Source organism: Sporosarcina jiandibaonis (assembly GCF_013184495.1).
Taxonomy (GTDB): domain Bacteria; phylum Bacillota; class Bacilli; order Bacillales_A; family Planococcaceae; genus Sporosarcina; species Sporosarcina jiandibaonis.
Window position 1 is genome coordinate 169,456 of the sequence record NZ_JAAOIY010000002.1, and the last position, 22,518, is coordinate 191,973.

Below are 22,518 nucleotides of genomic sequence, written 5' to 3' on the forward strand. Positions count from 1 at the left end.
TAAATAGTTTTCACCATTTTATTTATTTATGAAAAAAATATCCACCATTGTTAAAAAATTAATTGCCGTATAGAATACTAGTTACTAGAAACTTGCTGAAAGTAACCTCCAATGTCGACAATAAATAGGTAAAGGTGGATTCATAATGAGAACAGAAGGGCTATTTGGTGGTTTATATATAATTACAGAATGGGCGACGAGGCTTGCGGTAACCAATTTACTGTGGTTATTTTTCAATATCCCAATTATTTTTGTCGGACTGAATTTATTATTCACGGATACAACTGGTGAATTCATATTCTTCAGTGCAATTATTATGATAATGCTGCCATTTTTCTTTTTTCCTGCAACAACCGCCATGTTTGCGGTAGTCCGCAGGTGGGTTCTAAACGAAGAAGATATACCGCTTGTTCGATCATTTTGGAAATACTATAAAGAAAATTATGTAAGAAGCATGCTCGGCGGATTTGTTATCGTTTTGATCTGGGCCATATTATTAATTGACTACTTTTACTTTGTGAACTTCGTAAATGAATTTCTCAAGTATTTCTTCTATGCATTATTTTTCTTTGTCGCGATGTTCACCATTCACTTCTTTTCCAACACGGTTCACTTTCAAACGAAATTACAGATTAGTTTAAAAAACGCTTTATACATGACGCTAAAAAATCCGATCATATCGCTAGTCGTCACACTGATGAATATAATCATCGTCATCATCAGCCTGAAAATCGCACCATTTTTAATCCTTTTTTTCACAGCATCCATAATTACATGCATCTCTTCTTTCGCGTTTTTCAAAGTATCATTACAACAAAAACCTTCCTAAAAGGTGCCTGTGCATGACAGGACTCAGACAATACACTACAATTGTATACATTAAAAAGGGATACCGACTATATAACACTTTGTCGGTATCCCTTTTGGTTTATTATCCAATATCGTAAATTGTCATAATTGCACCGTGCACTTTTAAATTCTTGAATTTAAAGGTGTAAAACACACTATGGTCGAATACTATCAAGTAGTGAAAGGTAGGTAGATTCTATGGATAAAACGATGGAAAAAGATTCCTTCATGAAAAAGACAATTCATTATGGCACTATTATTGGAGTTTTTTTATTAATAATCCCTGCGTCAGGGTCTACTCACAGCTTTTACTTGCCTATAATATTCTTGCTAATTGGCATCAATCTATTTAACGATCTATACAGCCGATGTAAAGGCAATACAAAACTAGTGGTATTATCGGCTATGGTTTCAGCAGCCCCACTAGTGGCGTACTTGATCTTAAAATATTAAAGGATGTGTGGGAGGATGTACAATTTCAGATTGGATACAAGCAACCTTGAAGAGTTAGAAGGGGGCTATGAGTTACGACAACAATCAATAAAACAAAATTGGCTCACTATCACAGGCTTCTTTCTAGAAAAAGGAACAAAAGCAAGATTTAAATATTGGCCAGCCGATTTAGCCGAGACAGACATAGGTTATTCAGGCTATGGCATCAAGCAATTATTCGAATTAGATATTAATTATGTAAGGGGAATAGCTGACGATAATTTGACCTTATTAACTGTTGTATTAAGTGATAAAGTTAAAGGTTTCATTTGTAAAAGCACGCCAGAAGACATTATAACGCATTCACCTTTCTTCCATTTCGATATCTTGGATGAAAATGATGAATCCATCTATACTTCACATGACTTTGGCGACGATGTATTAATGTTTTTAACTCCAACAGACTTTGAAAAACTTACGAATCTGCACATAGCGAAGTCTGCTTTGATCAGTCTTCCAGAAACAATCGAGTAAATAAAACAGACGGGGGAGATATCAATGGTATGGGGAACTATCTTATTATCGCTTGTCGGTTTATTTATTTTGTACGTAGTGATCTTTACAGCAGTAAAGGATGGAATCGACAAATCAGTGGTAGGTCAGTTAATTAAAACGAAGTACGAAGTTAAAGATGAAATTGTTACAGTCAGTGATGATGAAATTGAAAAGGAATTAGAAGGTGAATTTAACAAGGCGGATGATAAATAGTTTCGTGAAAGGTACCAATAAAAGGTACCTGACACATATATTTCAAGACTGAATAAAAGGTTGCTTACTTGTGATTTTTTAATCTTTTTTCCATCACTTCCGCCATTTCCGGTTTTCCTTCATTCTGCAATTGATCAATGATATTTATATAATCTGCTTCATTTCGATTCTGACTCAATTTATATGCAGCCTGAACTTCTCCCACCTTAATCTTGAATCCAACGATACCTTTTAATTGATTTTCCAAGAGCCTTGGAGAAAGTTTATCCCACAAAACAGGATTTTCACGATTTTCTTCATACTTTTCCAGCATGATTGTCAAATCTTCTATCAACTCTTCTTTTTCTATAATACTCGCTTTGCCATATATATGGACGGCTTGATAATTCCACGTCGGAACCTCTTCATGCCCATACCAAGAAGAAGAAATGTAAGCGTGAGGACCCTGAAACATAACAAGCACATTATCACAGTGCTCAAACGTCTTCCATTGGAGATTCCCATAAGCCATATGACCAGTTATATAGTAATCCTCATCTTTTTTCTTTAACGCCATAGGCAAGTGAGTGGCAATCGGTTTACCTTGTTCTGTCGTGATAACTGTTCCGAAAGAATTTTTTTGAATAAAACCCGAAATCTCATCAACATTTGTGACTTTAAAATATTTTGGTATGTACATAATCCGTCACCTTTCAAAAAGTTATAGGAGTGTATCTGACAAACGCACCCGGTAATTAATTACACCTTCTATTCTAGACTTATAGCTTTTCCAATTAGAATATGTTCTACAAAAGGAATCTCACCATTAAGTATGGCTTCAATTGTTCCTTCTGTCATTTCACCACCATTCTTACTGACCGCTATAATTGCAACTCCTGAATGGTAACTACTAGCAGGTAATTTTTCAGTACCAACTTTGGAAATGAGAGCATCTTGAATATATGACGGAAAACCGAATGTGAAATAGTAATCTTCCTTCGAATTATTGACAATTTCAAAAGCCAGTTCCAATTGTATTTCGTTTTCGGATTCAGACACTTTACTATCAAATTTTTTTATCTCATAGGCTTCTTTTTCGCTGCAAGCTGTTAGTACAATAGCGTTGAAAAGAAGTAGTAAAAATAGAATGTATTTTACTCTTTTCAATTTATTCCCTCCTCAAATCTTTCAATGAAATTTTTATATTTCATTAACCTGCCTCGTTATTTTTAGAATCACTTCACAAACTTCTAACGTATTTCTACACTTATAACGATAAAACCTCTGAGTTTTTAAAAAAATATTACTGTTTATATATAAATATCTCTCCTTCGGACGATACACTACAATTGCAAAAATAAGAAGGGGATATCGACTGTATAAACTCTTGTCGATATCCTCTTGGTTTTTTGTCCAAAGTCGTGAATTGTCATAATTGAACCATGCACTTCACAGGTACGTTCTAATAAATTTCCGCTTGAGGGTGAAATACATTCAAGGATGGCAGTTCACCTTTGTTACATTATTCCTAACTGTAACTAAAAATTAAAAACAAAAATAGGGTAGACTCGCCACCCTAATTCAACGTATTGCACCTCACAATACCTATGGAAATAAGCGAAGCCGAAGAATTAGGAAGGTGACAACACTAACAATTGGTGAATTCAAATGGTTTGAATAGATTTTCGACTATAATAGGCTAGTCCTAGTAGTATAGATTTCTATTGGTTTACATAAAGTGGATATGTATAGTAAAATGATACTAAATGGGCTGTTTTGCAACTGTCACTCATTATAATGGAGGAGATATATAATGAAATATAAGATTGATAAGTTTGCATTTAAGGAACTGGAAAATAAGGTGATGCTACCAAGTTTTCAAAGGGCATTGGTATGGAGCGATAATGAGAAGAAACAATTTATCAGAACTTTACATAAGGGATATCCTTTTGGTTCAATTCTGATATATAAATACGAAGATATCGGAAAATATAGTTTGATTGATGGGCTACAAAGGTATACTACGATACTAGATTTCCGTGATGACCCTTCAAAGTACATGGATGTAGATCATTTTATCCAACAGATTGTAAATAGTATACAAACTGATATTAAAATAAATGAGGCACAAAAAAGGGAGTATCGGGGAATAATAAAGGAGATAATAAAAGAAATAATTGAAAAGCATAATAAAAATGAGGAATTATGTAACTATTATTTAAATGATAGAATCAAAGAGAAAATACCAGTCTTTCCGAGAGAATTAGAAAGATATGCCGTCAATATTCAAACGGATATAATAAACTTTTCCAGGAATTATTTAGATATAAATGAAATAGTAATACCTTGTATCGAGTTTATAGGCGATCAGAGTGAATTGGCAGAGGTTTTCGAGAACCTTAATCGGGGCGGGAAAAAATTAAGCAAGTATCAAGTTTTTGCAGCACAATGGAGTAATTCAGAAATTTATCTTGATAACGGAGAAAATGGTTCAAATATTTTGAACAAGGTTATTGAGAGGTATATTAAATTAAATGATTCACGACAAATCGAGATAAAGGATTTCGATGAATACTCAATGCGGAAAGAACGGAAAATAAACTTATCTGAATTGTGCTATGCCCTCGGAGTTTTAATAATAGAAGAGTTAGATGTCTTTTTCGGGAAAAACGATATAGAAAAAGAGGACCTTGCCAATGAAATAGGATATTCTACGATGGGTATTCTGATGAACATACCAAACAATAAGCTCCATAAGGTTATCGATAAAGCTGAGTTTTTTAAAGATCCAGCTATCGTGGAAGAAATAGTTGAAAAGACATTAGATGTTTACCAAACAATTAATACTTACTTTAATAAATATCTATTACTTCCAGGAAATGAAAGAAAGTATGAATCAAAAGTTAAAACAAACTTTCAGTTAATGTCCTATTTCGCGGCTTTGTGGGTGACTCGATATGATGTGGATTTTGATAGTAAAGCGATTAAAACAATTTCTAATTACCGATCAAGTTACAATTTAATAACTAAGAACTTTATTAAGTATTATGTTCTAGATATTGTAAACCGTACATGGAGAGGCTCGGGAGATAGTTTATTAAATGATATATATATTAACAAAAACATTAGGTATTCCGTACCCCTTGATAAAGAAAAGTTAACTAATAATTTATTGGAATGGCATGACGAGGTAGTTAACAAAAGTAGTATCAGATTAGAAGATGTCTCTAAAGCATTATTGACAATTCATAATTCATTCAGCTTGAATTATTTTGCAGCGGATTCTTATGATTATGAGCACATTATAGCTAGAAGAAGGTTAAGTCCCATATATAAATCAGAAGAGATACCAGGTGGAAGTTTAGGTAATATTATGTTTATGGACAAAAGATTAAATAGAAGTAAAAAAGATGATAATTTATATTCGCAAGTAAAAGAAGGACATATACTAGATGTTGAATATTTGAGGAAAGTTGATTATCCAAGTGAGCGAGAACTCTCCATTATAGAAAATGATTTGAATTCCGACAAGGGAGAAAGCGCGAAGAAATTTATTAAAAGGAGAGGTAGAGATATATTAAACTCTTTAATTAATAATTTATATTAAAAGATAGAATATTTTGTTTCTCGACTTACCTTAAATGAAAAAATAAACATTAAGCCATCTCTTTTTATAACAAAGGAGATGGCTTATTTTTTTCGAAAGTCTCCTTTCTTTGAACCCCGGTCTATATATCATTATGAAATCTTAATCGATCGATCAGGGGGGATCAGTGATATGCACTCAATTCAACAAGACGAAAAAGAATTATTCGAAGCCTTGTCACTAGAAGCAATTACCAACACGTTCCAATCAACAAAAAAGAAAAACATTTCGAAATTTGTTCGGTTATTACGACGGCGCTAAGGAAGTTAATTGATAAAGCATTTTCTGGCGAGGCTTTGATGGACTATAGTGTTTCAGCGGAATTAGCCCCCCTAAGGAAATAGGGGATGAATTCCGATCTTGATATAATTAAATTAATAAAATGACAAAGGGGGAGGTTCAAATGAACAAAATACTCTATGTCTGCAATGAATGCGATTCCATGCATGGAGATGAAACAGATCATTGTCAAACTTGTGGCAGTGAAAGCATTCGAGCCGTGCCGGAAGTGGATCTACTAGATGGTATGCAGTGGGATTAGAAGGGGAGTTTTTTTAGATGAATTAATAAGTTGGAAAAGACATGCCGAAGACTATTTTATAAAAGGTTTATTAATTGAGGGAGAGATAGCCTTTATGCAATTTACGTCGAGGGTTACCTTGAATTTGTAAGCACAACGCAGTGCCAATTAGATCGTATTCTCATGACACATTTTCTCAAAATAGATGAAATGAAAGATTACTGTGATATTCTTATGCTTTAGGGATTTTACTTGGAAACAGATGGTACACATTATTGCAGCGAACTACTAAACAAAGATTGTTTTATGGCAAGAGTATTTGAAGGTCCGTGACAACAGAACCGGAGATGCTTTTTGGATGGGTTGGTATGATTGTTGAAAATTAGTAGCTGTTATCGGACAATTGGTATATAAAACTAATGCAAAGCTTAACTTGCAAATAGAAAAGGTGAGATCGATTAAAAAAACAGTACATGTTGTTGGGGCAATTATTGAAAATGAGAACGGAGAAATACTTTGTGCATTACGAGGACCAGAAATGACTTTGCCTAATTACTGGGAATTTCCGGGCGGTAAAATTGAAGAGGACGAATCTAAAGAGGAAGCCTTAATTAGAGAGATCGACGAGGAATTAGGTTGCAGAATTAAAGTATTGAAACATGTCGATGACACAACTTATGAATATGAAAAAGTTATTGTTAGACTTGAAACGTTTTTATCGAAAATCATTGAAGGAGTACCTGAGGTATCCGAGCATGCAGAAATAAAATGGGTGCCTAGAAAAGAGCTCAACACTCTAAACTGGGCACCCGCAGATATACCTGCAATTGAAAAGTTGTTATCTGATAAGGTCGTGATATAAGTCTTCAGGGACAGGCTTATGTAATTTCCAAATAATATTCATGGGCTTGTCCCCGTGGCTACTTACGTAATCAATTTCGCCTAGATACATAAATGGTAAAGTCATTCCGTGCATTTTAGAAAATTTACGTATAAAAAGGTGGATGTGAATATCGCGTTCTTTGTGGTTAATATATTCCTGACCTTGTCCAGATTCATGTGATGTTTTATTTTGACTTTGCCAATGGAAAGTAGTTGGATCTTTAAAGAAATCTTTATAAAGTAAGTGGTCCTCAACGTCATCGGCTTTATTAAGATTGATAAATAGTAAATAGTGATTATCTACTCTGCTTACACCTTCTCGCCAGGTGCCTTCAGGAACTTCCGCTTCAAAAATAAACATTAATTCATTTCTAGTGTAATTGCGATAAAGTGCTAGCTTCTTCTCTTGGGCTAAAACCATATCAGTGCGGAATGACCTACGGAAATCAATTAAACCGTATTCAAGTCTATCTTTTACGTAGTTGGCGTAACTGTCATCGTTAAAAACTTTGGTAATTGTATTTTTAACGTAAAATACCTCACCCTTCTTTTCCCCGAAACTCCACTTTTGCTGTTTATGACGTTTTGATAATCTATCCATAGCACGTATAATTAGTGATTCATGTTCATCGCGATTAATTTCAAGGTCGAACCTCTTTGTTAACCATTTAACTACATCGTTAATCGAAATTTCATTACTACCCTTAGCTAAATAAATGATGGCATATTCGTATGGCCACTTAATTGGGAGCATACTCTCAATTCTTTCGATAATTTCATATTTATAGTCGTTTTCTAAAATTTCCTTATCGTAAAGATTAAGATCTTTCATGTATTCTTTGGTCTTTACCCAAGACCTGAACTTATAAATAAAGAAGGTTAGGCTCGGTGCTTCTTCGGAATATAAAAAGTCTATAATTTCCGGAGACCTACCAAGATCATATTTAAACTGTGCATACATTTCCTTAAGAACCGCAACAGAACTTAGTTTAATATTGTCAATTCTATTTAATATTTCCCGCTGTGCTATAGGATCTAATTGCACGACAGACCCCCCAGGTGCATCCGCAAATTCATGAAGAACAGCGACACGTAACGAATCGGTATCAAAGGCTCTGGCATTATACTGTCCAGACAATGCTAAAGGAATTATAAAAGATTTTTTATAGTTTCCGATAAAATCGAGAACTGTAACATACTCTTTATCTTCTATTTTTCGTAATCCTCTTCCCAATTGCTGGATAAAAATAGTAGAAGACTCAGTTGGTCTTAGAAAAAGCATTAGATTCACTTTTGGAATATCGATACCTTCATTAAAAATATTTACAGTAAATATCATAGTCAATTCGTCTTTGGGGTCTTCTAATCTTCTAATTATTGCTTGTCGGTATTCAACGGAATCATCGCCAGTTAAACATTCAGTTACAAACCCTCGTTTATTGAATTCCGCACTCATATATTTTGCATGTTCAATATTCACACAAAATCCTAACCCGTGCAAGAAGTCTCCGTCATGTCCATAAGTTTTCATTTTATCAATAATAAATTCAACTCTAGTGAATGTAGATAGTGCTCGGACAAGTGAATTTTCTTCATAATGCCCATTCAAAATATCTACTTTGTCATAATCAACTGTTTGGTCCGCTACCCCAAAGTAATGAAATGGAGCTAATAATTCAGCCTCTAATGCATCTCGTAAACGGATTTCATAAACAATATTGTTGTCACACAACTCAAGAACATTTCTTCCGTCCATTCTTTCTGGTGTTGCAGTCAATCCTAAAAGAAATTTCGGTTTAAAGTGATCGATAACCTTCCTATAAGTAGGCGCTTCCGCATGATGGAATTCGTCAATGATCATATAGTCGAAGTCATCTGGATTAAATTTTTCTAGTGTATTGTCTTTTGATAAAGATTGGATCGTACTAAAAATAAACCGTTTATCAAATTCCTTTTTATTCCCCGTGATTTTCCCGCAAAGAAATTCATCCTGGAACAGTGAGTTGAATGTTTTTATTGCACCATCTAGTAATTCCTCTCGATGAGCAATAAAGAGAAGTCTTTTTGGCTGGAATTGTTGTACGTCAAACGCTGATAGGTATGTCTTACCAGTTCCGGTTGCTGCAATGATAACTCCTTTGGTATGTCCGTTTTTCCTAGTGAAAACTAAGTTTTTTAAAGCTTCTTTTTGCATTTCATTGGGCTTTATATCCGTGTGTTCTAAATATGGTACTTCACGTTCGAAAGTAAAGGATGGTAATAATTTAGTCTCCGTCTTTTGGTGTTGTTCATATTGCATTAAAAACTCTTCTGTAGGGTATATAGCCTTTTCATGTGTCCACATTTTATTAAAAAAATCCATCGTTTGTTCATAAGCCGGCATGTGCTGTGTATGTGGAATTTTTACGTTGAGCTCGTGTCCGTTAATTAGGGCAGAATGTGAAATGTTAGAAGATCCTATAATCACTGTATTTTGATTGGAGTTTCGTTTAAATAAATAAGATTTTGTATGAAAGGACTCATTTTTTAATGGCAGTATCTTTACTTCTACGTTTTTAAATTTCAATAGATGACGAATAGCCTTTGCCTCCGTGATATTTAAATATGTAGTTGTTAAAATTTTGACTGGTACACTTCTTCTCTCTAATTCAATTAGTTCCCTGGTTAACAATTGGGCACCAGACATTCTAACGAAGCTCACTAGAAAGAAAACTTCATCGGATGTCTGCATTTCATATGCAAGTGTCTTAAAGAAGTTTTTAATCTTATGAGAGTCATTATATAAAACGTCAACGCGTGTTAAAAATAGATCTTCCTTGATGGGTATCGTGTTTTCCTTTTTGCTGTAAGTGATCATTGATAAAGGCTGACTAAATTCTCTTTCATCTTTCCCGGCCAGCTCATGTACTTGATCAATTAACTGGAAAATCTCATTATATTTATCCTCGTCAGCTAATCCTTTTAATTTATCGCCAATGATATTTGCCGCATGCATGGTTAAAGTTTCTACGTACTCATCTACAGATAACTTTTGAATTAAGTTTGATGAAGGGTATTCTTTTTCTGTAAGGTAAATCTCTTCTATAATCCCTTGTGATTTATTATCCAATGTTATAACCCCCTTCTATTCAGATCCCTTTTGCTAATTTGAATATCTTTTCTGAATAGCACTTATTTCCATTGTACCAAATTATGAGATAGTGAGTCAGGAGCTTTCAACCAATAAAAGGACTTTCAAATTAATTGTCGAAGGTGAGTAATAAAGGGGGGGCTCCACTTGGCGCTTACACAAATGCAAATCATACAATCGTTAGGCGAAGCAATGAGTTGGTTGGAAAGGGAAATCAGTTGGGGAGCGAGTCCGGCTGAATTGACGCATCTCATGGGTCGTATCGGTGAATTGTATGTGGCGATGTACACGAATGGGAATATGGCGGACAATGTGAATGAAAAAGGCTATGACGTGGTTACAAAGGACAATGAAAGGATTTCGGTGAAAACGACTTCGATGTCTAGTGGACATGGTCATGTATCTTTCAACCCGAATACTTTGCAATATGTTGATCGGGTTATTATTTTGAGGTTCAACGCTGATGAAATGGAACTTGAAATTCTATTAGACAAATCAATCGAAGAGGCGAAGACCCTTATGACTGCCAACAGTAGCGGCAAGTTGTCTATTGCGATGTCGAAGATTTATAAACCGAATACAAAGGTGCGAAATGATAGTGAGATTGCCGTCATTAAAAGCGCAACATATCGAAATTATGAAGTAAGAGAGATAGAAAGCGGTACGATTGAAGTTTATGATAATGGGGAAAAGCAATCTGTGATAATGCCTGTTTTAAAGGTTATTGCAGGTGAGATTTTAGTACCTTTATTTAATTCGAAGGGGAATCCTTTTAATACTCGTCAGTTGGGGACTTTAATTATTAAGAGTTTGAATCAAGTAGACGTAAATGTACGTATTGATCACGGGAAAGCTTATTATTAGGAAATTGAATCGAGAATCATGAACAAGTCATTGCTTTGGGTATTAGAGTAATCATTCTATACTAGGAGGGATTACAATGGGATTTCTAAATGCTCTAATGGGAAACGCTTCTACTGCGAACAAAGAGGAAGTTGCAAAAGAACTAGAAAGACTTTTGGTTGATGGTGAAGAGGTGGATGTTGCATTTAAACTGGTGAGAGATTTGATTGTGTTCACAGACAAGCGTCTTTTATTGGTGGATAAGCAGGGACTCACGGGGAAAAAGGTTGAATATCATTCGATTCCTTATAAAAGCATTTCACATTTTAGTATAGAAACTGCAGGACGGTTTGACTTAGATGCAGAACTGAAAATATGGATATCCGGAGCGCAAATTCCCGCGATAGAAAAGCAGTTTAGAAAAGATGACAGCATATATGATATTCAAAAAGTATTAGCTGCTGTATGCGTATAAGAAGTTAGCTATTCATGAAACTATGGTTTTTCGGCAATGGCAGCAATGTTATTAGATAAGGAAGTATTGGGGTGTTCCGAATGATGAAGTTTTTTGAGTATAACTGGCAAGTAAGAGACGAATGGTTTAACTGGTGTAAACAATTAACACCCGAAGATTTGTTGAAAGACCGTATTGGAGGGGTGGGAAGTATTTTATATACTCTTTTTCATATAATTGATGTGGAGTATAGTTGGATACGTGCTATTTTGGGTGAAGTCGATGTGGTAGTTCAGTTTAATGATTATAATACCCTCGAAAAAGTTAAATCTCTTTCAGATACATTACGTAATGAGATATTAAAGTTTATACAATCAAATCCGGATGAATCATGTAGTAAACTTGTGTCTGTTTCTTGGGATGAAGCAACTTATACAAGAGGTGAAATACTACATCATATAGTTGCTCACGAAATTCATCATGTTGGCCAACTGTCTGTTTGGGCAAGAGAATTAGAATTAAGTCCAGTTTCAGCTAATTTTATTGGAAGAGACTTCAGTTCTATTTGATTCTTATTCAAGAAAAGGGATGTTTGTAAAAGATTATAAGCCTAATTTTTCGCTAAATATACGGAGAGATTAGGCTTTTTTATCTTTCAAAATCCTAAACGTAAATTTGGATTCTTGACTTATGGCTGTAATCACCTTCAATTAGGAAAGTTTCATACATGTTAATAAACGCATGCACTTTCTTATGCAGGGGGCCTAAAAAGTCAGTGAGTGTTTAATTTTTAAATGATAACCCGTATTCCTTCAAAGCAGTCCGAAGTGTGGGTAATGATGCTGGTCCGATCCCGTGAAATTGCAATATCTCTTTTTCGCTATAGGATGATAGTTGTTGCAAAGATTGGATTCCATTGTGTTCCAATGCCCGCCTTGCCGGTGCCGATAGCAGAGACAAAAATCCGCTTTCAGGTTTCCGTTCTTGCTCGCAAGTCGGACAGGTTGGGCAATCGCTGCTCTTGTAATAGTTGTGGCCTTTGTCGCAAGTCCGTAGCTCTTTTTCTGTTTTCATTATGAATTGGTCTCCTTATTTTAGTGGTACAAGGCTATTTTTAACACCTCACATACTTGCGTTTGAAACCGAGCTTATTTTTATCTACTTGTTTTTGTATGCCTTCTGAAGCGTTCAGGAAACTGCTTTTTTTATTGTCCCGTTTGACTTCTACTATACCTACAGCTTTTGCGGTTTCGACGGCTTTTTCATGTAGTGGCAAATATGAAATCCCCACAGTGGATAGAAAGTTATTCATAGAGGCTTTCGTTCGTTCCGGCGAATCGTGAATCGTGTTTTCGACGAGATCGAGCATTTTGGAAATTTTGCTCTCCGAAAACTCGGCGTCTTTTCGATTTCCTAAAAGCCAGCAGTAGCAACTCCAGCCCGCTGACATTCTCAGTTTTTCACCGCTCGCGATCCATTTATCAGCGACTTCCTGCGCGATATCTGACTCTGATAAGGTTACGGCCACTACGTAATCCGAGAGCATATAAAAATACGCCTCATCTATCCAACGATCATAATCCGACTCAGTCATGCCGTTAGGATCGGCGATAATGCCTGCAAAGTACATGGCATCATAGTTTCCTGTGGCGTAAAGTTCTTCGGCTAATGGCTGATTTATTTTTATTTTCCTCGCGATTGGTTTCATGGCGCCTGTTGCTACGCCGAATAGCGGCTCATGCGCACCATTGGATATGTACATTTTTTTAGTTCGGTCCTTGCCGAGGGCTTCGAGTTCCTGCATAACTGTTTCTAAATTCATCGTTTGGCACTTCCTTTTTGTTTTTCCCCTGAGTAGACACTGCATATCTAAGTACAATTATACAGTGTCGGATATGGCTTTTGCTTTTGCTATAATGACCATATGTAAATAGGAGAGTGTAATATATGGAAAATAACGTTTTTGAAGAGATGGCCAAAAGATATGATACAAAAGAAAGAATTGAATTAGCTAAAGTTGTCGTTGAGGCAGTAAGACCAGAATTGATCGAAAGCGAATCTAAGTCTTTAATTGATTATGGGAGCGGCACTGGTCTGGTTAGTTTAGAGTTAGCAGATCTAGTGGATTCTGTTCTGTTGGTTGATTCGTCAAAACAGATGTTAGAGGTTGCGGAAGCTAAAATTTCCCAAAGAGGAATTACCAACTCCAAAGTGCTCTATTCAGATTTCACTGAAGAAACTCCCGAATTTAAGGCGGACATCGTTATAATGTCACTAGTACTTCTACATATTCCGGATACTAAAGCAATTTTACAAAGCTTGTTCAATATTTTAAATGACGGCGGCAAGTTAATCATAGTTGATTTCGACAAAAACGAGAAAATATACCATCCGAAAGTTCATAACGGTTTTTCGCATGATGAATTGAAAGAAATATTATCCCATGTTGGATTTAAAACAACTGAAATTGAAACTTTCTATCATGGAAATCGTATATTCATGAATCAGGATGCTTCGATGTTTATATCCAGTAGTATAAAATGATTTTTTCTTTTATTCATAAAGCGAGGGGGAGTAGTCAATGGGAAGTCCATTTGAAAAACCATTGAAGACAATGATTATGGGATATTTATTACCTCTACTAGCAGCAGCGATGGTGGCGTTCATCCCGGCATATGACCATTTATTCACAATGTGGATAATTGCGGTCTTTGTCATATTGCTGCTCATGCCGATTGTTTTAGTGATTCGATTTCCAGATAATAAGGAGAAAGCATATCGGTTGACAATTATGTATCAATTATACGCTTTCACCTTCTATATGACATTTCCATTGCTGAAAGTGTTGAGGGAAGAAATCGTTTATCAATTGCTGTTAGTCGGTTTCTTTATTGCCATTTTCTTTTTGGCGAGATTCGATCAGCGAACAGAAGTGCCGATTGTCTATCCGGGTGATGATAAAGAAATAAAATGGATGGCATATGTGTACTATGCAATTGTGATTTTGTTAACCTTTCTCGGTTTTGGTGGTGACTATATAACAACACGGAGATACTTCGATAGATTTGGAGATGCCATCATGATGCCGTACGTTTCAACTATTATGTATCTATTCTCGTGCTGGCTTATTTTCCTGTTTAGTTCCTTGGCTTATAAATCCCATGTGAAAGAGGGGTATTTGGAGAAATGAAATAAAAAAGGTGCCTGTGCACAGGCACCGACACAATTAACTTTTAAGCCTCTAAATTTCTGTGGAATTTACCATCAACCTCGACAGTTTCATACATATTAATAAACGCGTCTTCATCATGTTTTCGCACAATGTCTTTGACATGCAGTGTTTCGTAACGGGTGAGGACCATCATCAATATATCTTTCTTCTCTTGCGTATAGCCCCCGTACCCCTCGGACATCGTAATTCCGCGGTAAATGGATGCGATTAGCTCCTCGCGTATTTCTTGACCTTTTGTTGTGACGATTTGCATTGTCAGTTTGACGTGGTCGGTGAAGACGGTGTCGATCATTTTACCCGTTATGTAAATAGACAGCATTGTATAGAGCGCGATTTCCCAGTCGAAGATGAATCCTGAGATGAGAACGATGATGCCGTTCATGCCCGTGAGAAGAAGGCCGATGCTGAAAGAACTCACACGAGAAACGATGATGGCGATAATGTCCAAGCCTCCGGACGTTCCGGAATACTTCAGGATAAGACCGACGCCAAGACCTCCGATCCCTCCGCCGAAAACGGTCGACAACAGCATATTGTCCGTGATCGCAACTTCTGGCAACAAATATAAGAAGACAGATAGTGAAGCTACGCAGACCAAAGTATTGATCGTGATGGTTTTTCCGAGCTTGTAATAGCCTAAAACAAGTAAAGGCAAATTCAGTAAGAAATTCAATACACCCGTGTTAAATGGGGTAAGTAACCCGAGTAAGATGGCGATTCCGCTAATACCGCTGCTCAAAATCCCGAAAGGAACGAGAAAGCAGTTAAACGCAAATGCAACGATCAATGAACCTAAGACAACAACTAAATTCTTCATTAGCAAAACCCCTTCTTTTTAAATAATAAAAAACTCGCCCCTTAAAAAAGGGACGAGTTTGTGCTCGCGTTACCACCCAAATTCCGCAAGTTTCTATCAAGAAACATACGGCTCTCATCAACGTACAATCATACGTCCTCCAGTGTAACGGCGGAAATCCGTCAAAGCTTACCAATTCTCAGCTTTGCATCTCGGAGATGATTTTCCGATAAGCGCTGTTCATCGACTTTCACCAAGTGCCGACTCTCTGGGGAACAGGGTTCTTTTCGTACTTTTTCTCGTCAAAGACTTTTATATAATCTATCAGAGAAAAATTACCATGTCAATATGTTATTGCACTATATTAAAACGAGCCCGATAGAAAATCATGCATGCACGGTTGACTAACTGAGACCAATTTTATTTTCCTTTAATAGCAAAATCCGATAAAGCTCTTCGAGTTTTTGAATTTCATAGGTTGGAACAATATTTGTATTGTTGGGCTTCATTTCGGGGTTGTACCAACATGTGTCTATTCCGGCTAGCTGGCCGCCTAAAATATCCGCACTTAAAGAATCTCCGACGATCAATGCTCGGTTTAGATCGAAATCAGCAATTCTTGCAAATACGTAATCGAAATACTCCTTCATTGGCTTCTGAAAGCCCGTGTCCTCTGACACGAAAATATCTTTAAATAATAGATATAATCCCGAAGCGCGTAATCGTTTGTACTGAGTTTTGGAAACACCGTTCGTGACAATATATAAGTCGTATTGATCTTGTAGCTCTGTTATCAATTCAAGAGCCCCGTCAACAAGTTGTTTTCCCTCTTCCAAATAGCTGCGGTAGCTCTTTTCCAGTAGAGCTCCATCAACTTCTCGATTATATGCCTGAAATAAAATTGAAAAGCGAGTATTCAAGACCTCATCGCGATTAATTTTCCCTTCTTCAAAGGACTTCCAGAGATCTTGATTTATCTTTTTATAGCATGCCTCGATTTCAGGGGTCAGGGGAATGTTTTGTTCCTTAAATAACAATCGTAGAGCTTCACTTTCTGCAGCTCCGAAATCCAATAGTGTATCATCTACATCAAATAATAAAGTTTGATACTTTTTCAAGATTAACTCTCCATTTCATGCTGTCTTAACCATCAAACCGCTTCTTAAGCAATCATATTTTAAAATATCTTCTGGTACAGCTTTATTTTACATCTACAAAGCTTCACTGTCTAAGTTCCTTCTCAAGAATATGGCCTGATTTATGACTAATGGCACAAAGTGTTAAGGATATTGAAACATGAAAAAGCCTGATTCCTCTATCTGTTTAAGGAATCAGGCTTATAATATATATTCTGGTTTGTCGAGATTGTGTATTTACTTATTAAATTCTCTAAACTCATCAATATAGAAAGCTACATAACCACAGTTTGGACAGATAGCTGCTTTAGGTTTTGCAGAAATATTATTGAAGATTCCTTTGCCCTTTTGACTAATTTTAATTCCATACATCCCGCCTTCAACATTTACTTTGCAATCATCTATCATTTCCGTTTGACATTGATGACAAACTCTTTTCATTATTAATCCCCCTATTATTAGGAATCCATCTGCTTCACCATTTCTTTTCAATCCGATTCGTTTGCAAAGTTCTGAAGCCGTTTTTCTCCAGTTTATTTTTCAGTTTATCGATTTCCTCGTTAGTTTTATCGCCTCTCAGGGTGACGACGACGCGTCTCGCGAGTACTGAACCGTTGTCTAGCGTGAATAATCCTTCGATATGCTCGCCGCGCAACGTTTTGGTCAATCTCTCGAGCGTGCCCGCCGCTTCCGACGATGCGACTGTCATATTGATGCCGCCCGTTTTTAGTCCGAATGCATCTTCTAACACGCTTTCGACTTGGTTATGAGTGAGTATCCCTGTCAGTTTTCCGTCTTTCACGATGCTGATGAACGGCAATGCTTTAATTTCAAGTAGCGCATTTAAGAACGAGACATTTTCGTCTAGATAAATATCTTGGTGTTTTATTAATGGACCAATTGATGCGTTTCCATCGCCATTTTGCTCGAGAAGATATTCGAGCAGGTCCACTTTATAAATCATGCCTTTATAGGTATCGTCTGCACCTACGACAGGCACCGATCTGTAGCCACTATCATTGATTTTAGCTAAAGCTTCGGTAACTGTTTGATCGCTGTTCACAGTTGCGACGGCGATTCTTTTTAATAATAAATCCCCGATATACATGGTCATTCCCCCAATGAATAGATTTCTGTAATATTGTAATCTTTTGACTATAGTTGACTTCTTCTCATTATAGTAGATATTTACTTTGAAGTAAAAGGTCTATATTATTTATTCCGCAATCTGACCCCTGCTTTATGGTCGCGATTGATACTTTTAAACATGTCAGCTCCGTGCTAAGTTATCAGTATTAAATTTATAATATTAATTTGGAAGAGGTTAGTGGATAATGAAAGCAACTACAGTTGGTTATTCAAAATCGCGCACTTTTGATCTTATTCTTTCGGCAATGCTAATAGCACTTGTATTTGTGGCGACACTCTTGTTGAATATCAGACTGCCAATTGCGGCAAATGGCGGGTTGGTGCATCTTGGAACGGGCATGCTTTTTATCGCATCGATTCTATTCGGGCCTAAAAAAGGAGCGATTGCCGGGGCTGTCGGCATGGGGTTATTTGACTTGGTTTCGGGTTGGACGTTATGGGCGCCTTTCACTATTCTAGCTCGCGGGTTGCAAGGTTACATCGTTGGTAAAATTGCTTGGTCGAACGGTCGGAGAGGAAATAGCATGCCATTCAATCTGCTTGCTGCCATCGTTTCGATTCCGGTTATGCTAGCCGTTTATTTTCTTTGTGAACGGGTCTTGTTTGGCAGTTGGATTATTCCTTTGGCTTCGATTCCAGGGAATATCGTTCAAAACGTCGTGGGGATGGCCATCGCGCTTCCGGTTTGTGTTTTGTTGAAGAAGGTTTCTGCTTTCAAGTAATTTATACGTTTAAAAAGGCGACCACTTGAGCGGTCGCCTTTTTCATTAGACCAAAACACGGTCATGATCAATTTATTTCAAGCTCTTCTAACCATTTCTAAAAGCATATGTGCAAGCACGCCTTGCTCTTCTTTGGATCCGGCCTTCCAAAGTTCCATTAAAACCTTTTCCTCACGGTTACGAGGTTCTTCGTGGTTGGCGAGATAATTTGCAACTAACTCGGCAGTTTTCGCAAGCTTTTCTTCGCTTAACCCCATATTTTCGCCCAGCTCTACTTTTTCTGAGAGGTACTGTTTGAATTGGTTGAAATTCTCTAAAATCTGATCTTTCTCTTCGACGTTAATCTTCGACAGTTCCTGTTTCACTTTATCTTGCATGCCCATAGAAAATAACACTCCTTTGTTTTTGTACACATATCCTGCACTTACTGTAATTAAAGTAAACATGGAAAAATTTATCTTAGCAGAAATGACTTGCGGCTATGAAATCTGGATTTAAGTACATTCTCTCTACATAACGCATAGGATAATTCATTAGTTATGAAAGGGTGGATTTAAATGTATTACGTTCCAAATATGTATCATTATCCGTATCCTCATTATGCTGATATGCCAATGTATAGTTACGGTAGACAATGTGGTTGCTGGACTCTTCCTGTTGAGGTAGATCTTGCAAACAGATTTGATTATTTTCATTCATCCTATGGTAATGACAGTATTGCATTAAAAGATTACGGAGCAGGACCGTTTGTCATTAATATCAATCAAGCTACGCAGCAAAACAATACTTTCCGTACGGCTTTATGGACCGGAGAATACTTGCAAGTTACCTTAATGAGTATCGATGTTGGCGAAGATATCGGTTTGGAAATGCACGCTGACGTTGACCAATTCTTGCGTGTTGAACAAGGTCAGGGTATCGTTCAAATGGGCAAGAGTAAAGATAATTTAAGCTTTGTAAGAAATATTTATGATGATTCTGCGATCGTGCTACCTGCGGGAACATGGCACAATGTAATCAATACTGGCAATGTTCCGCTAAAACTTTACTCGATATATGCGCCGCCTAACCATCCATTCGGGACCGTTCATGTAACGAAAGAAGATGCAATGGCTGCAGAGGAAGGTTACGGTCAGGGCGATTAAAGAGGTGAAAGTCAGGACGATTGATTTAATTGAATGACAGATATTAGAGTGGAAAATGGCTTGGTGAAAAATACGAGCTAATTTTCATGTGATTTTAATGTTAATTTTTAATTCGTGCAAAAACTCCAAATAAATTTCACCCTTTTTTATATGTCATAACTAGTCTATAATTAGAAATAGTAGATAAAATTATGAGAACATAATAACGATAGATTGTGATAGGGGCATAGGGAGAAAAAAGGTGTGATAGGGGGGAATTGTCTCCATCCTTTTTGAAAATTCGGAGCATGGAGACGTTGACATGAATAATAAAGAAAATAAAACAGATATTATTTTAATAGGCGCCGGAATCATGAGCGCGACTTTAGGGACGCTTCTGAAAGAATTGGCGCCCGACTGGAAGATTACAGTATTTGAGAAGCTTGTAATGGCAGGCGAGGAGAGCTCCAATGAATGGAATAACGCGGGGACAGGGCACGCGGCCTTGTGCGAGCTGAACTACACGTCAGAAAAGCCGGACGGGACAATGGATATCAGTAAAGCCGTCAAGATTAATGAGCAGTTTCAGCTGTCCATGCAGTTTTGGTCTTATCTGGTAAACAGCGGTCTGATCAGTAATCCAGAAGACTTTATCATGCCATTGCCGCATATGAGCATGGTGCAAGGAGAAGAAAATGTCGCGTTTTTAAAGAAACGTTTTGAAGCATTGACGAACAACCCTTTATTCCAAGGGATGGAGTTTTCCGATGATCCGGAAAAACTGATGCAATGGATTCCATTGATCATGCAAGATCGAAAGTCGAAAGAACCTATAGCAGCGACCAAAATCGACTCTGGAACTGACGTTAACTTCGGGGCTTTAACGCGCATGTTGTTTGACCACTTAAAGGGTCAAAACGTTGATATGAATTACAAGCATAGCGTTGAAGATATTAAGCGTGCAGAAGACGGCTCATGGGAATTAAAAGTGCGTAACGGCAGCGGGAAACTTGAACGCCACAAAGCGAAGTTCGTTTTTATCGGCGGAGGCGGGGGAAGTCTGCATTTACTACAAAAAACCGGCATTCCAGAATCAAAACATATTGGCGGATTCCCGGTAAGCGGGATATTTTTAGCATGCAATAATCCGGATGTTATCGCTCAGCACCATGCGAAAGTATACGGCAAAGCTAAGGTCGGAGCGCCGCCAATGTCTGTTCCGCATCTTGACACGAGATTTATCGAGAATGAAAAAGAGTTGCTCTTTGGACCGTTTGCCGGCTTCTCGCCGAAGTTTTTGAAAACTGGTTCAAATATGGATCTAATCACTTCGGTAAAACCGAATAACGTCTTAACGATGTTGGCGGCGGGCGCGAAAGAGATGTCATTGACAAAGTACTTGATCGAGCAAGTCATGCTGTCGAAAGAGCAGCGTATCGAAGAATTGCGCGAGTTCATCCCGAATGCGAAAGTCGAGGATTGGGATTTGGTCGTCGCGGGTCAACGTGTACAAGTCATTAAAGACACTGTGGCCGGAAAAGGAACGCTTCAATTTGGCACGGAAGTTATTAGTGCGGAAGATGGGTCGATTGCAGCATTACTAGGTGCATCCCCAGGCGCTTCTACTGCGGTTCACGTTATGCTTGAGATCTTTAATAAATGCTTCCCTGATCATATGGACGAGTGGGAACCCAAACTTAAAGAAATGCTTCCTTCATACGGCGTGTCACTCGGGCAAAACCCGGAGCTGTTAGAAGAGATTCATGCGATGACAGCAGAGACATTGGGTTTGAGAGAAGCAAAGCCGGTTGTCGAAGATGTTTCGGAGGAAAAAACTAGAATAAAAGTAACTACTTGATATAAAAAAGCTTAGTTCGTCACAGTTAGAAAGTGACGACTAAGCTTCTTTTATTTATTTAATGAATCTTTTTCTTCGTCTTCCTCAGTCGCTACCACTTCTTCCTCAAATGAAACTGGTTGCTTTTTCTTCTTTCGGATGAATCCCCAAAGTGCCGCAAGACCAGCTACTATTAACACGCCGAACTTTTTAGCGAAAACTAGAATGACGCCTAGAATTCCTACCTTTTTGGCTACAGCTAATCCCGCGCCGCCTAAGATTAAAGCGTTCAAGCCGTGTTCGGACACTTTATCAGTGGACTTGTCAAAGTCCTCGTATTTGTTGCCGGCTGTTACTTCTAGCTTGGGCAAAATTTGTTCGTTCAGCAACTTTTTATCCGCTTCTCGATTATCCGGGTCAGTCACAAGAACGACTGAAATATTCCCTTCTCTTGTCAGTAAGCGAGTATTATAGTTTAAAAAGGTTTCTTTATTGTCATCTTCTAGTAATAAGGACCAAGTCAGATTATGCGTCTTTTCATCATAATGCGGTTCGATGTCCCATCCGGTTACATAAAAGCGCTCGCCTGATTGGCGGTCTTTATTGGCGTCTTCCGCCCCGTCTTTGTAACTTTTCAATAAAGCTTTAGCGTCGATCTTTTCCTTTTCATCATCTTTGATGTGGCCCGTCTCTTCATAATCGAAAAAGACCGCCCATGTTTGAGATTCGTCCATCGGGAATATGCTTCCGATTTCGTACCCTGAAACAGGATCCCCGTAGTCCATAGACATTTGCTTCGTATTTTCCGCGTCTAAAAAGACGAATTCTGGATCGAGGTCTATCGAAACGATGTCGCCCAAATCTACTGATGTGCCGCCTTCAATCCATTCATAATCACTTTCCGCGCTTACTGTCGTGCCAAACCCCATCAATAATGCAGCCATCATTACAATCAATCGTTTCACGTCGCGACTCCCCCAAATGACTTGTTAGTTTCGTATATTATAGCACGCAACGAT

The 22,518-nt window shown here is 37.4% G+C and carries 26 protein-coding genes and 1 other annotated feature; of the genes, 15 read left to right on the forward strand and 11 right to left on the reverse strand.

Annotation, left to right across the window (positions count from 1 at the left end):
• Positions 1-145: 145 nt before the first annotated feature.
• The 3 genes from G8782_RS07960 to G8782_RS07970 all read left to right on the forward strand — a co-directional run bounded on the left by G8782_RS07960 (position 146) and on the right by G8782_RS07970 (position 2,049).
• Positions 146-829, forward strand: a complete 684-nt coding sequence (locus tag G8782_RS07960) for a YesL family protein (protein ID WP_172370417.1) — start codon at positions 146-148, stop codon at positions 827-829.
• Positions 830-1,332: 503 nt separating this feature from the next.
• The gene (locus tag G8782_RS07965; protein ID WP_172370418.1) at positions 1,333-1,815 is read left to right on the forward strand and encodes a hypothetical protein; all 483 of its coding nucleotides are present in this window, start codon (positions 1,333-1,335) and stop codon (positions 1,813-1,815) included.
• A gap of 24 nt (positions 1,816-1,839) precedes the next feature.
• A complete protein-coding gene (locus G8782_RS07970) occupies positions 1,840-2,049 on the forward strand; it encodes a hypothetical protein (RefSeq protein ID WP_172370419.1) in 210 nt (69 codons plus the stop codon).
• A 64-nt stretch (positions 2,050-2,113) separates the two neighbouring features.
• Here G8782_RS07970 and G8782_RS07975 read toward each other — a convergent pair whose 3' ends face one another.
• The gene (locus G8782_RS07975) at positions 2,114-2,728 is read right to left on the reverse strand and encodes an FMN-binding negative transcriptional regulator (RefSeq protein WP_172370420.1); all 615 of its coding nucleotides are present in this window, start codon (positions 2,726-2,728) and stop codon (positions 2,114-2,116) included.
• A 68-nt stretch (positions 2,729-2,796) separates the two neighbouring features.
• Positions 2,797-3,195, reverse strand: coding sequence for a hypothetical protein (locus G8782_RS07980; RefSeq protein WP_172370421.1), 399 nt, complete (start codon positions 3,193-3,195; stop codon positions 2,797-2,799).
• A gap of 646 nt (positions 3,196-3,841) precedes the next feature.
• On the opposite strand from G8782_RS07980, the gene G8782_RS07985 reads away from it, so the two are divergent.
• The 4 genes from G8782_RS07985 (at position 3,842) to G8782_RS07995 (ending at position 7,056) form a co-directional block, all read left to right on the forward strand.
• Positions 3,842-5,635 (forward strand): GmrSD restriction endonuclease domain-containing protein, encoded by a 1,794-nt coding sequence (locus tag G8782_RS07985; RefSeq protein ID WP_172370422.1) that lies wholly within the window; start codon positions 3,842-3,844, stop codon positions 5,633-5,635.
• A gap of 171 nt (positions 5,636-5,806) precedes the next feature.
• A complete protein-coding gene (locus G8782_RS18600) occupies positions 5,807-5,935 on the forward strand; it encodes a hypothetical protein (protein WP_281357906.1) in 129 nt (42 codons plus the stop codon).
• Between the two features lie 142 nt (positions 5,936-6,077).
• A complete protein-coding gene (locus G8782_RS07990) occupies positions 6,078-6,215 on the forward strand; it encodes a hypothetical protein (RefSeq protein WP_172370423.1) in 138 nt (45 codons plus the stop codon).
• A 436-nt stretch (positions 6,216-6,651) separates the two neighbouring features.
• Entirely contained in the window at positions 6,652-7,056 is a 405-nt protein-coding gene (locus tag G8782_RS07995; RefSeq protein WP_172370748.1) for an NUDIX domain-containing protein, read from the forward strand.
• On the opposite strand, the gene G8782_RS08000 is transcribed toward G8782_RS07995, so the two are convergent.
• The gene (locus G8782_RS08000; protein ID WP_172370424.1) at positions 7,033-10,185 is read right to left on the reverse strand and encodes a DUF3427 domain-containing protein; all 3,153 of its coding nucleotides are present in this window, start codon (positions 10,183-10,185) and stop codon (positions 7,033-7,035) included. The two genes, G8782_RS07995 and G8782_RS08000, sit on opposite strands and share 24 nt — an antisense overlap.
• Before the next feature lie 168 nt (positions 10,186-10,353).
• Between G8782_RS08000 and G8782_RS08005 the strand changes: the two genes are divergently transcribed.
• The 3 genes from G8782_RS08005 (at position 10,354) to G8782_RS08015 (ending at position 12,072) form a co-directional block, all read left to right on the forward strand.
• Positions 10,354-11,070 (forward strand): DUF6998 domain-containing protein, encoded by a 717-nt coding sequence (locus tag G8782_RS08005; RefSeq protein WP_172370425.1) that lies wholly within the window; start codon positions 10,354-10,356, stop codon positions 11,068-11,070.
• A gap of 76 nt (positions 11,071-11,146) precedes the next feature.
• A complete protein-coding gene (locus tag G8782_RS08010) occupies positions 11,147-11,524 on the forward strand; it encodes a PH domain-containing protein (protein ID WP_172370426.1) in 378 nt (125 codons plus the stop codon).
• An 80-nt stretch (positions 11,525-11,604) separates the two neighbouring features.
• A complete protein-coding gene (locus G8782_RS08015; protein WP_172370427.1) occupies positions 11,605-12,072 on the forward strand; it encodes a DinB family protein in 468 nt (155 codons plus the stop codon).
• A 214-nt stretch (positions 12,073-12,286) separates the two neighbouring features.
• On the opposite strand, the gene G8782_RS08020 is transcribed toward G8782_RS08015, so the two are convergent.
• On the reverse strand, positions 12,287-12,577 hold the full coding sequence (locus tag G8782_RS08020; RefSeq protein ID WP_172370428.1) for an RNA polymerase alpha subunit C-terminal domain-containing protein: 291 nt from the start codon (positions 12,575-12,577) through the stop codon (positions 12,287-12,289).
• A gap of 40 nt (positions 12,578-12,617) precedes the next feature.
• The gene (locus G8782_RS08025; RefSeq protein WP_172370429.1) at positions 12,618-13,325 is read right to left on the reverse strand and encodes a DNA alkylation repair protein; all 708 of its coding nucleotides are present in this window, start codon (positions 13,323-13,325) and stop codon (positions 12,618-12,620) included.
• Positions 13,326-13,450: 125 nt separating this feature from the next.
• Here G8782_RS08025 and G8782_RS08030 point away from each other — a divergent pair, with 125 nt between their 5' ends.
• Together G8782_RS08030 and G8782_RS08035 are read left to right on the forward strand one after the other, a co-directional pair.
• The gene (locus G8782_RS08030) at positions 13,451-14,047 is read left to right on the forward strand and encodes a class I SAM-dependent methyltransferase (RefSeq protein WP_172370430.1); all 597 of its coding nucleotides are present in this window, start codon (positions 13,451-13,453) and stop codon (positions 14,045-14,047) included.
• A gap of 37 nt (positions 14,048-14,084) precedes the next feature.
• Complete coding sequence (locus G8782_RS08035) at positions 14,085-14,693, forward strand: hypothetical protein (protein WP_172370431.1); 609 nt, start codon at positions 14,085-14,087, stop codon at positions 14,691-14,693.
• A 43-nt stretch (positions 14,694-14,736) separates the two neighbouring features.
• On the opposite strand, the gene G8782_RS08040 is transcribed toward G8782_RS08035, so the two are convergent.
• From G8782_RS08040 to G8782_RS08055, 4 genes are all read right to left on the reverse strand, one after another.
• Positions 14,737-15,552, reverse strand: coding sequence for a YitT family protein (locus G8782_RS08040; protein ID WP_172370432.1), 816 nt, complete (start codon positions 15,550-15,552; stop codon positions 14,737-14,739).
• A gap of 45 nt (positions 15,553-15,597) precedes the next feature.
• Positions 15,598-15,846 (reverse strand) — a binding site (T-box leader).
• A gap of 89 nt (positions 15,847-15,935) precedes the next feature.
• Entirely contained in the window at positions 15,936-16,649 is a 714-nt protein-coding gene (locus tag G8782_RS08045) for a YjjG family noncanonical pyrimidine nucleotidase (RefSeq protein WP_172370433.1), read from the reverse strand.
• 255 nt (positions 16,650-16,904) lie between these two features.
• Positions 16,905-17,108 carry a nucleic acid-binding protein gene (locus tag G8782_RS08050; protein ID WP_172370434.1) on the reverse strand — a complete coding sequence of 68 codons (204 nt, stop codon included), beginning with the start codon at positions 17,106-17,108 and terminating at the stop codon, positions 16,905-16,907.
• A 34-nt stretch (positions 17,109-17,142) separates the two neighbouring features.
• The gene (locus tag G8782_RS08055; protein ID WP_172370435.1) at positions 17,143-17,775 is read right to left on the reverse strand and encodes a CBS domain-containing protein; all 633 of its coding nucleotides are present in this window, start codon (positions 17,773-17,775) and stop codon (positions 17,143-17,145) included.
• A gap of 226 nt (positions 17,776-18,001) precedes the next feature.
• Here G8782_RS08055 and G8782_RS08060 point away from each other — a divergent pair, with 226 nt between their 5' ends.
• A complete protein-coding gene (locus G8782_RS08060) occupies positions 18,002-18,538 on the forward strand; it encodes an ECF transporter S component (RefSeq protein WP_172370436.1) in 537 nt (178 codons plus the stop codon).
• A gap of 77 nt (positions 18,539-18,615) precedes the next feature.
• On the opposite strand, the gene G8782_RS08065 is transcribed toward G8782_RS08060, so the two are convergent.
• Positions 18,616-18,921: a DUF3243 domain-containing protein gene (locus G8782_RS08065; RefSeq protein ID WP_172370437.1), complete on the reverse strand. Its 306-nt coding sequence runs from the start codon at positions 18,919-18,921 to the stop codon at positions 18,616-18,618.
• Between the two features lie 174 nt (positions 18,922-19,095).
• Between G8782_RS08065 and G8782_RS08070 the strand changes: the two genes are divergently transcribed.
• On the forward strand, positions 19,096-19,683 hold the full coding sequence (locus G8782_RS08070; RefSeq protein ID WP_172370438.1) for a cupin domain-containing protein: 588 nt from the start codon (positions 19,096-19,098) through the stop codon (positions 19,681-19,683).
• A 301-nt stretch (positions 19,684-19,984) separates the two neighbouring features.
• Entirely contained in the window at positions 19,985-21,520 is a 1,536-nt protein-coding gene (locus G8782_RS08075; RefSeq protein ID WP_172370439.1) for a malate:quinone oxidoreductase, read from the forward strand.
• Between the two features lie 50 nt (positions 21,521-21,570).
• Here the strand turns inward: G8782_RS08075 and G8782_RS08080 are convergent, their stop codons facing one another.
• Positions 21,571-22,464 carry a DUF2167 domain-containing protein gene (locus G8782_RS08080; protein ID WP_343035012.1) on the reverse strand — a complete coding sequence of 298 codons (894 nt, stop codon included), beginning with the start codon at positions 22,462-22,464 and terminating at the stop codon, positions 21,571-21,573.
• Positions 22,465-22,518 lie beyond the last annotated feature (54 nt).

Coding starts and splice junctions, on each gene's coding strand:
- G8782_RS08040 (WP_172370432.1), bottom strand. CDS start 15,552: ATGAAGAATTTAGTTGTTGTCTTAGGTTCATTGATCGTTGCATTTGCG.
- G8782_RS08050 (WP_172370434.1), bottom strand. CDS start 17,108: ATGAAAAGAGTTTGTCATCAATGTCAAACGGAAATGATAGATGATTGC.
- G8782_RS07985 (WP_172370422.1), top strand. CDS start 3,842: ATGAAATATAAGATTGATAAGTTTGCATTTAAGGAACTGGAAAATAAG.
- G8782_RS08025 (WP_172370429.1), bottom strand. CDS start 13,325: ATGAATTTAGAAACAGTTATGCAGGAACTCGAAGCCCTCGGCAAGGAC.
- G8782_RS08020 (WP_172370428.1), bottom strand. CDS start 12,577: ATGAAAACAGAAAAAGAGCTACGGACTTGCGACAAAGGCCACAACTAT.
- G8782_RS08030 (WP_172370430.1), top strand. CDS start 13,451: ATGGAAAATAACGTTTTTGAAGAGATGGCCAAAAGATATGATACAAAA.
- G8782_RS07960 (WP_172370417.1), top strand. CDS start 146: ATGAGAACAGAAGGGCTATTTGGTGGTTTATATATAATTACAGAATGG.
- G8782_RS08065 (WP_172370437.1), bottom strand. CDS start 18,921: ATGGGCATGCAAGATAAAGTGAAACAGGAACTGTCGAAGATTAACGTC.
- G8782_RS08055 (WP_172370435.1), bottom strand. CDS start 17,775: ATGTATATCGGGGATTTATTATTAAAAAGAATCGCCGTCGCAACTGTG.
- G8782_RS08015 (WP_172370427.1), top strand. CDS start 11,605: ATGATGAAGTTTTTTGAGTATAACTGGCAAGTAAGAGACGAATGGTTT.
- G8782_RS07990 (WP_172370423.1), top strand. CDS start 6,078: ATGAACAAAATACTCTATGTCTGCAATGAATGCGATTCCATGCATGGA.
- G8782_RS08060 (WP_172370436.1), top strand. CDS start 18,002: ATGAAAGCAACTACAGTTGGTTATTCAAAATCGCGCACTTTTGATCTT.
- G8782_RS08035 (WP_172370431.1), top strand. CDS start 14,085: ATGGGAAGTCCATTTGAAAAACCATTGAAGACAATGATTATGGGATAT.
- G8782_RS08075 (WP_172370439.1), top strand. CDS start 19,985: ATGAATAATAAAGAAAATAAAACAGATATTATTTTAATAGGCGCCGGA.
- G8782_RS18600 (WP_281357906.1), top strand. CDS start 5,807: ATGCACTCAATTCAACAAGACGAAAAAGAATTATTCGAAGCCTTGTCA.
- G8782_RS08070 (WP_172370438.1), top strand. CDS start 19,096: ATGTATTACGTTCCAAATATGTATCATTATCCGTATCCTCATTATGCT.
- G8782_RS07975 (WP_172370420.1), bottom strand. CDS start 2,728: ATGTACATACCAAAATATTTTAAAGTCACAAATGTTGATGAGATTTCG.
- G8782_RS08010 (WP_172370426.1), top strand. CDS start 11,147: ATGGGATTTCTAAATGCTCTAATGGGAAACGCTTCTACTGCGAACAAA.
- G8782_RS07970 (WP_172370419.1), top strand. CDS start 1,840: ATGGTATGGGGAACTATCTTATTATCGCTTGTCGGTTTATTTATTTTG.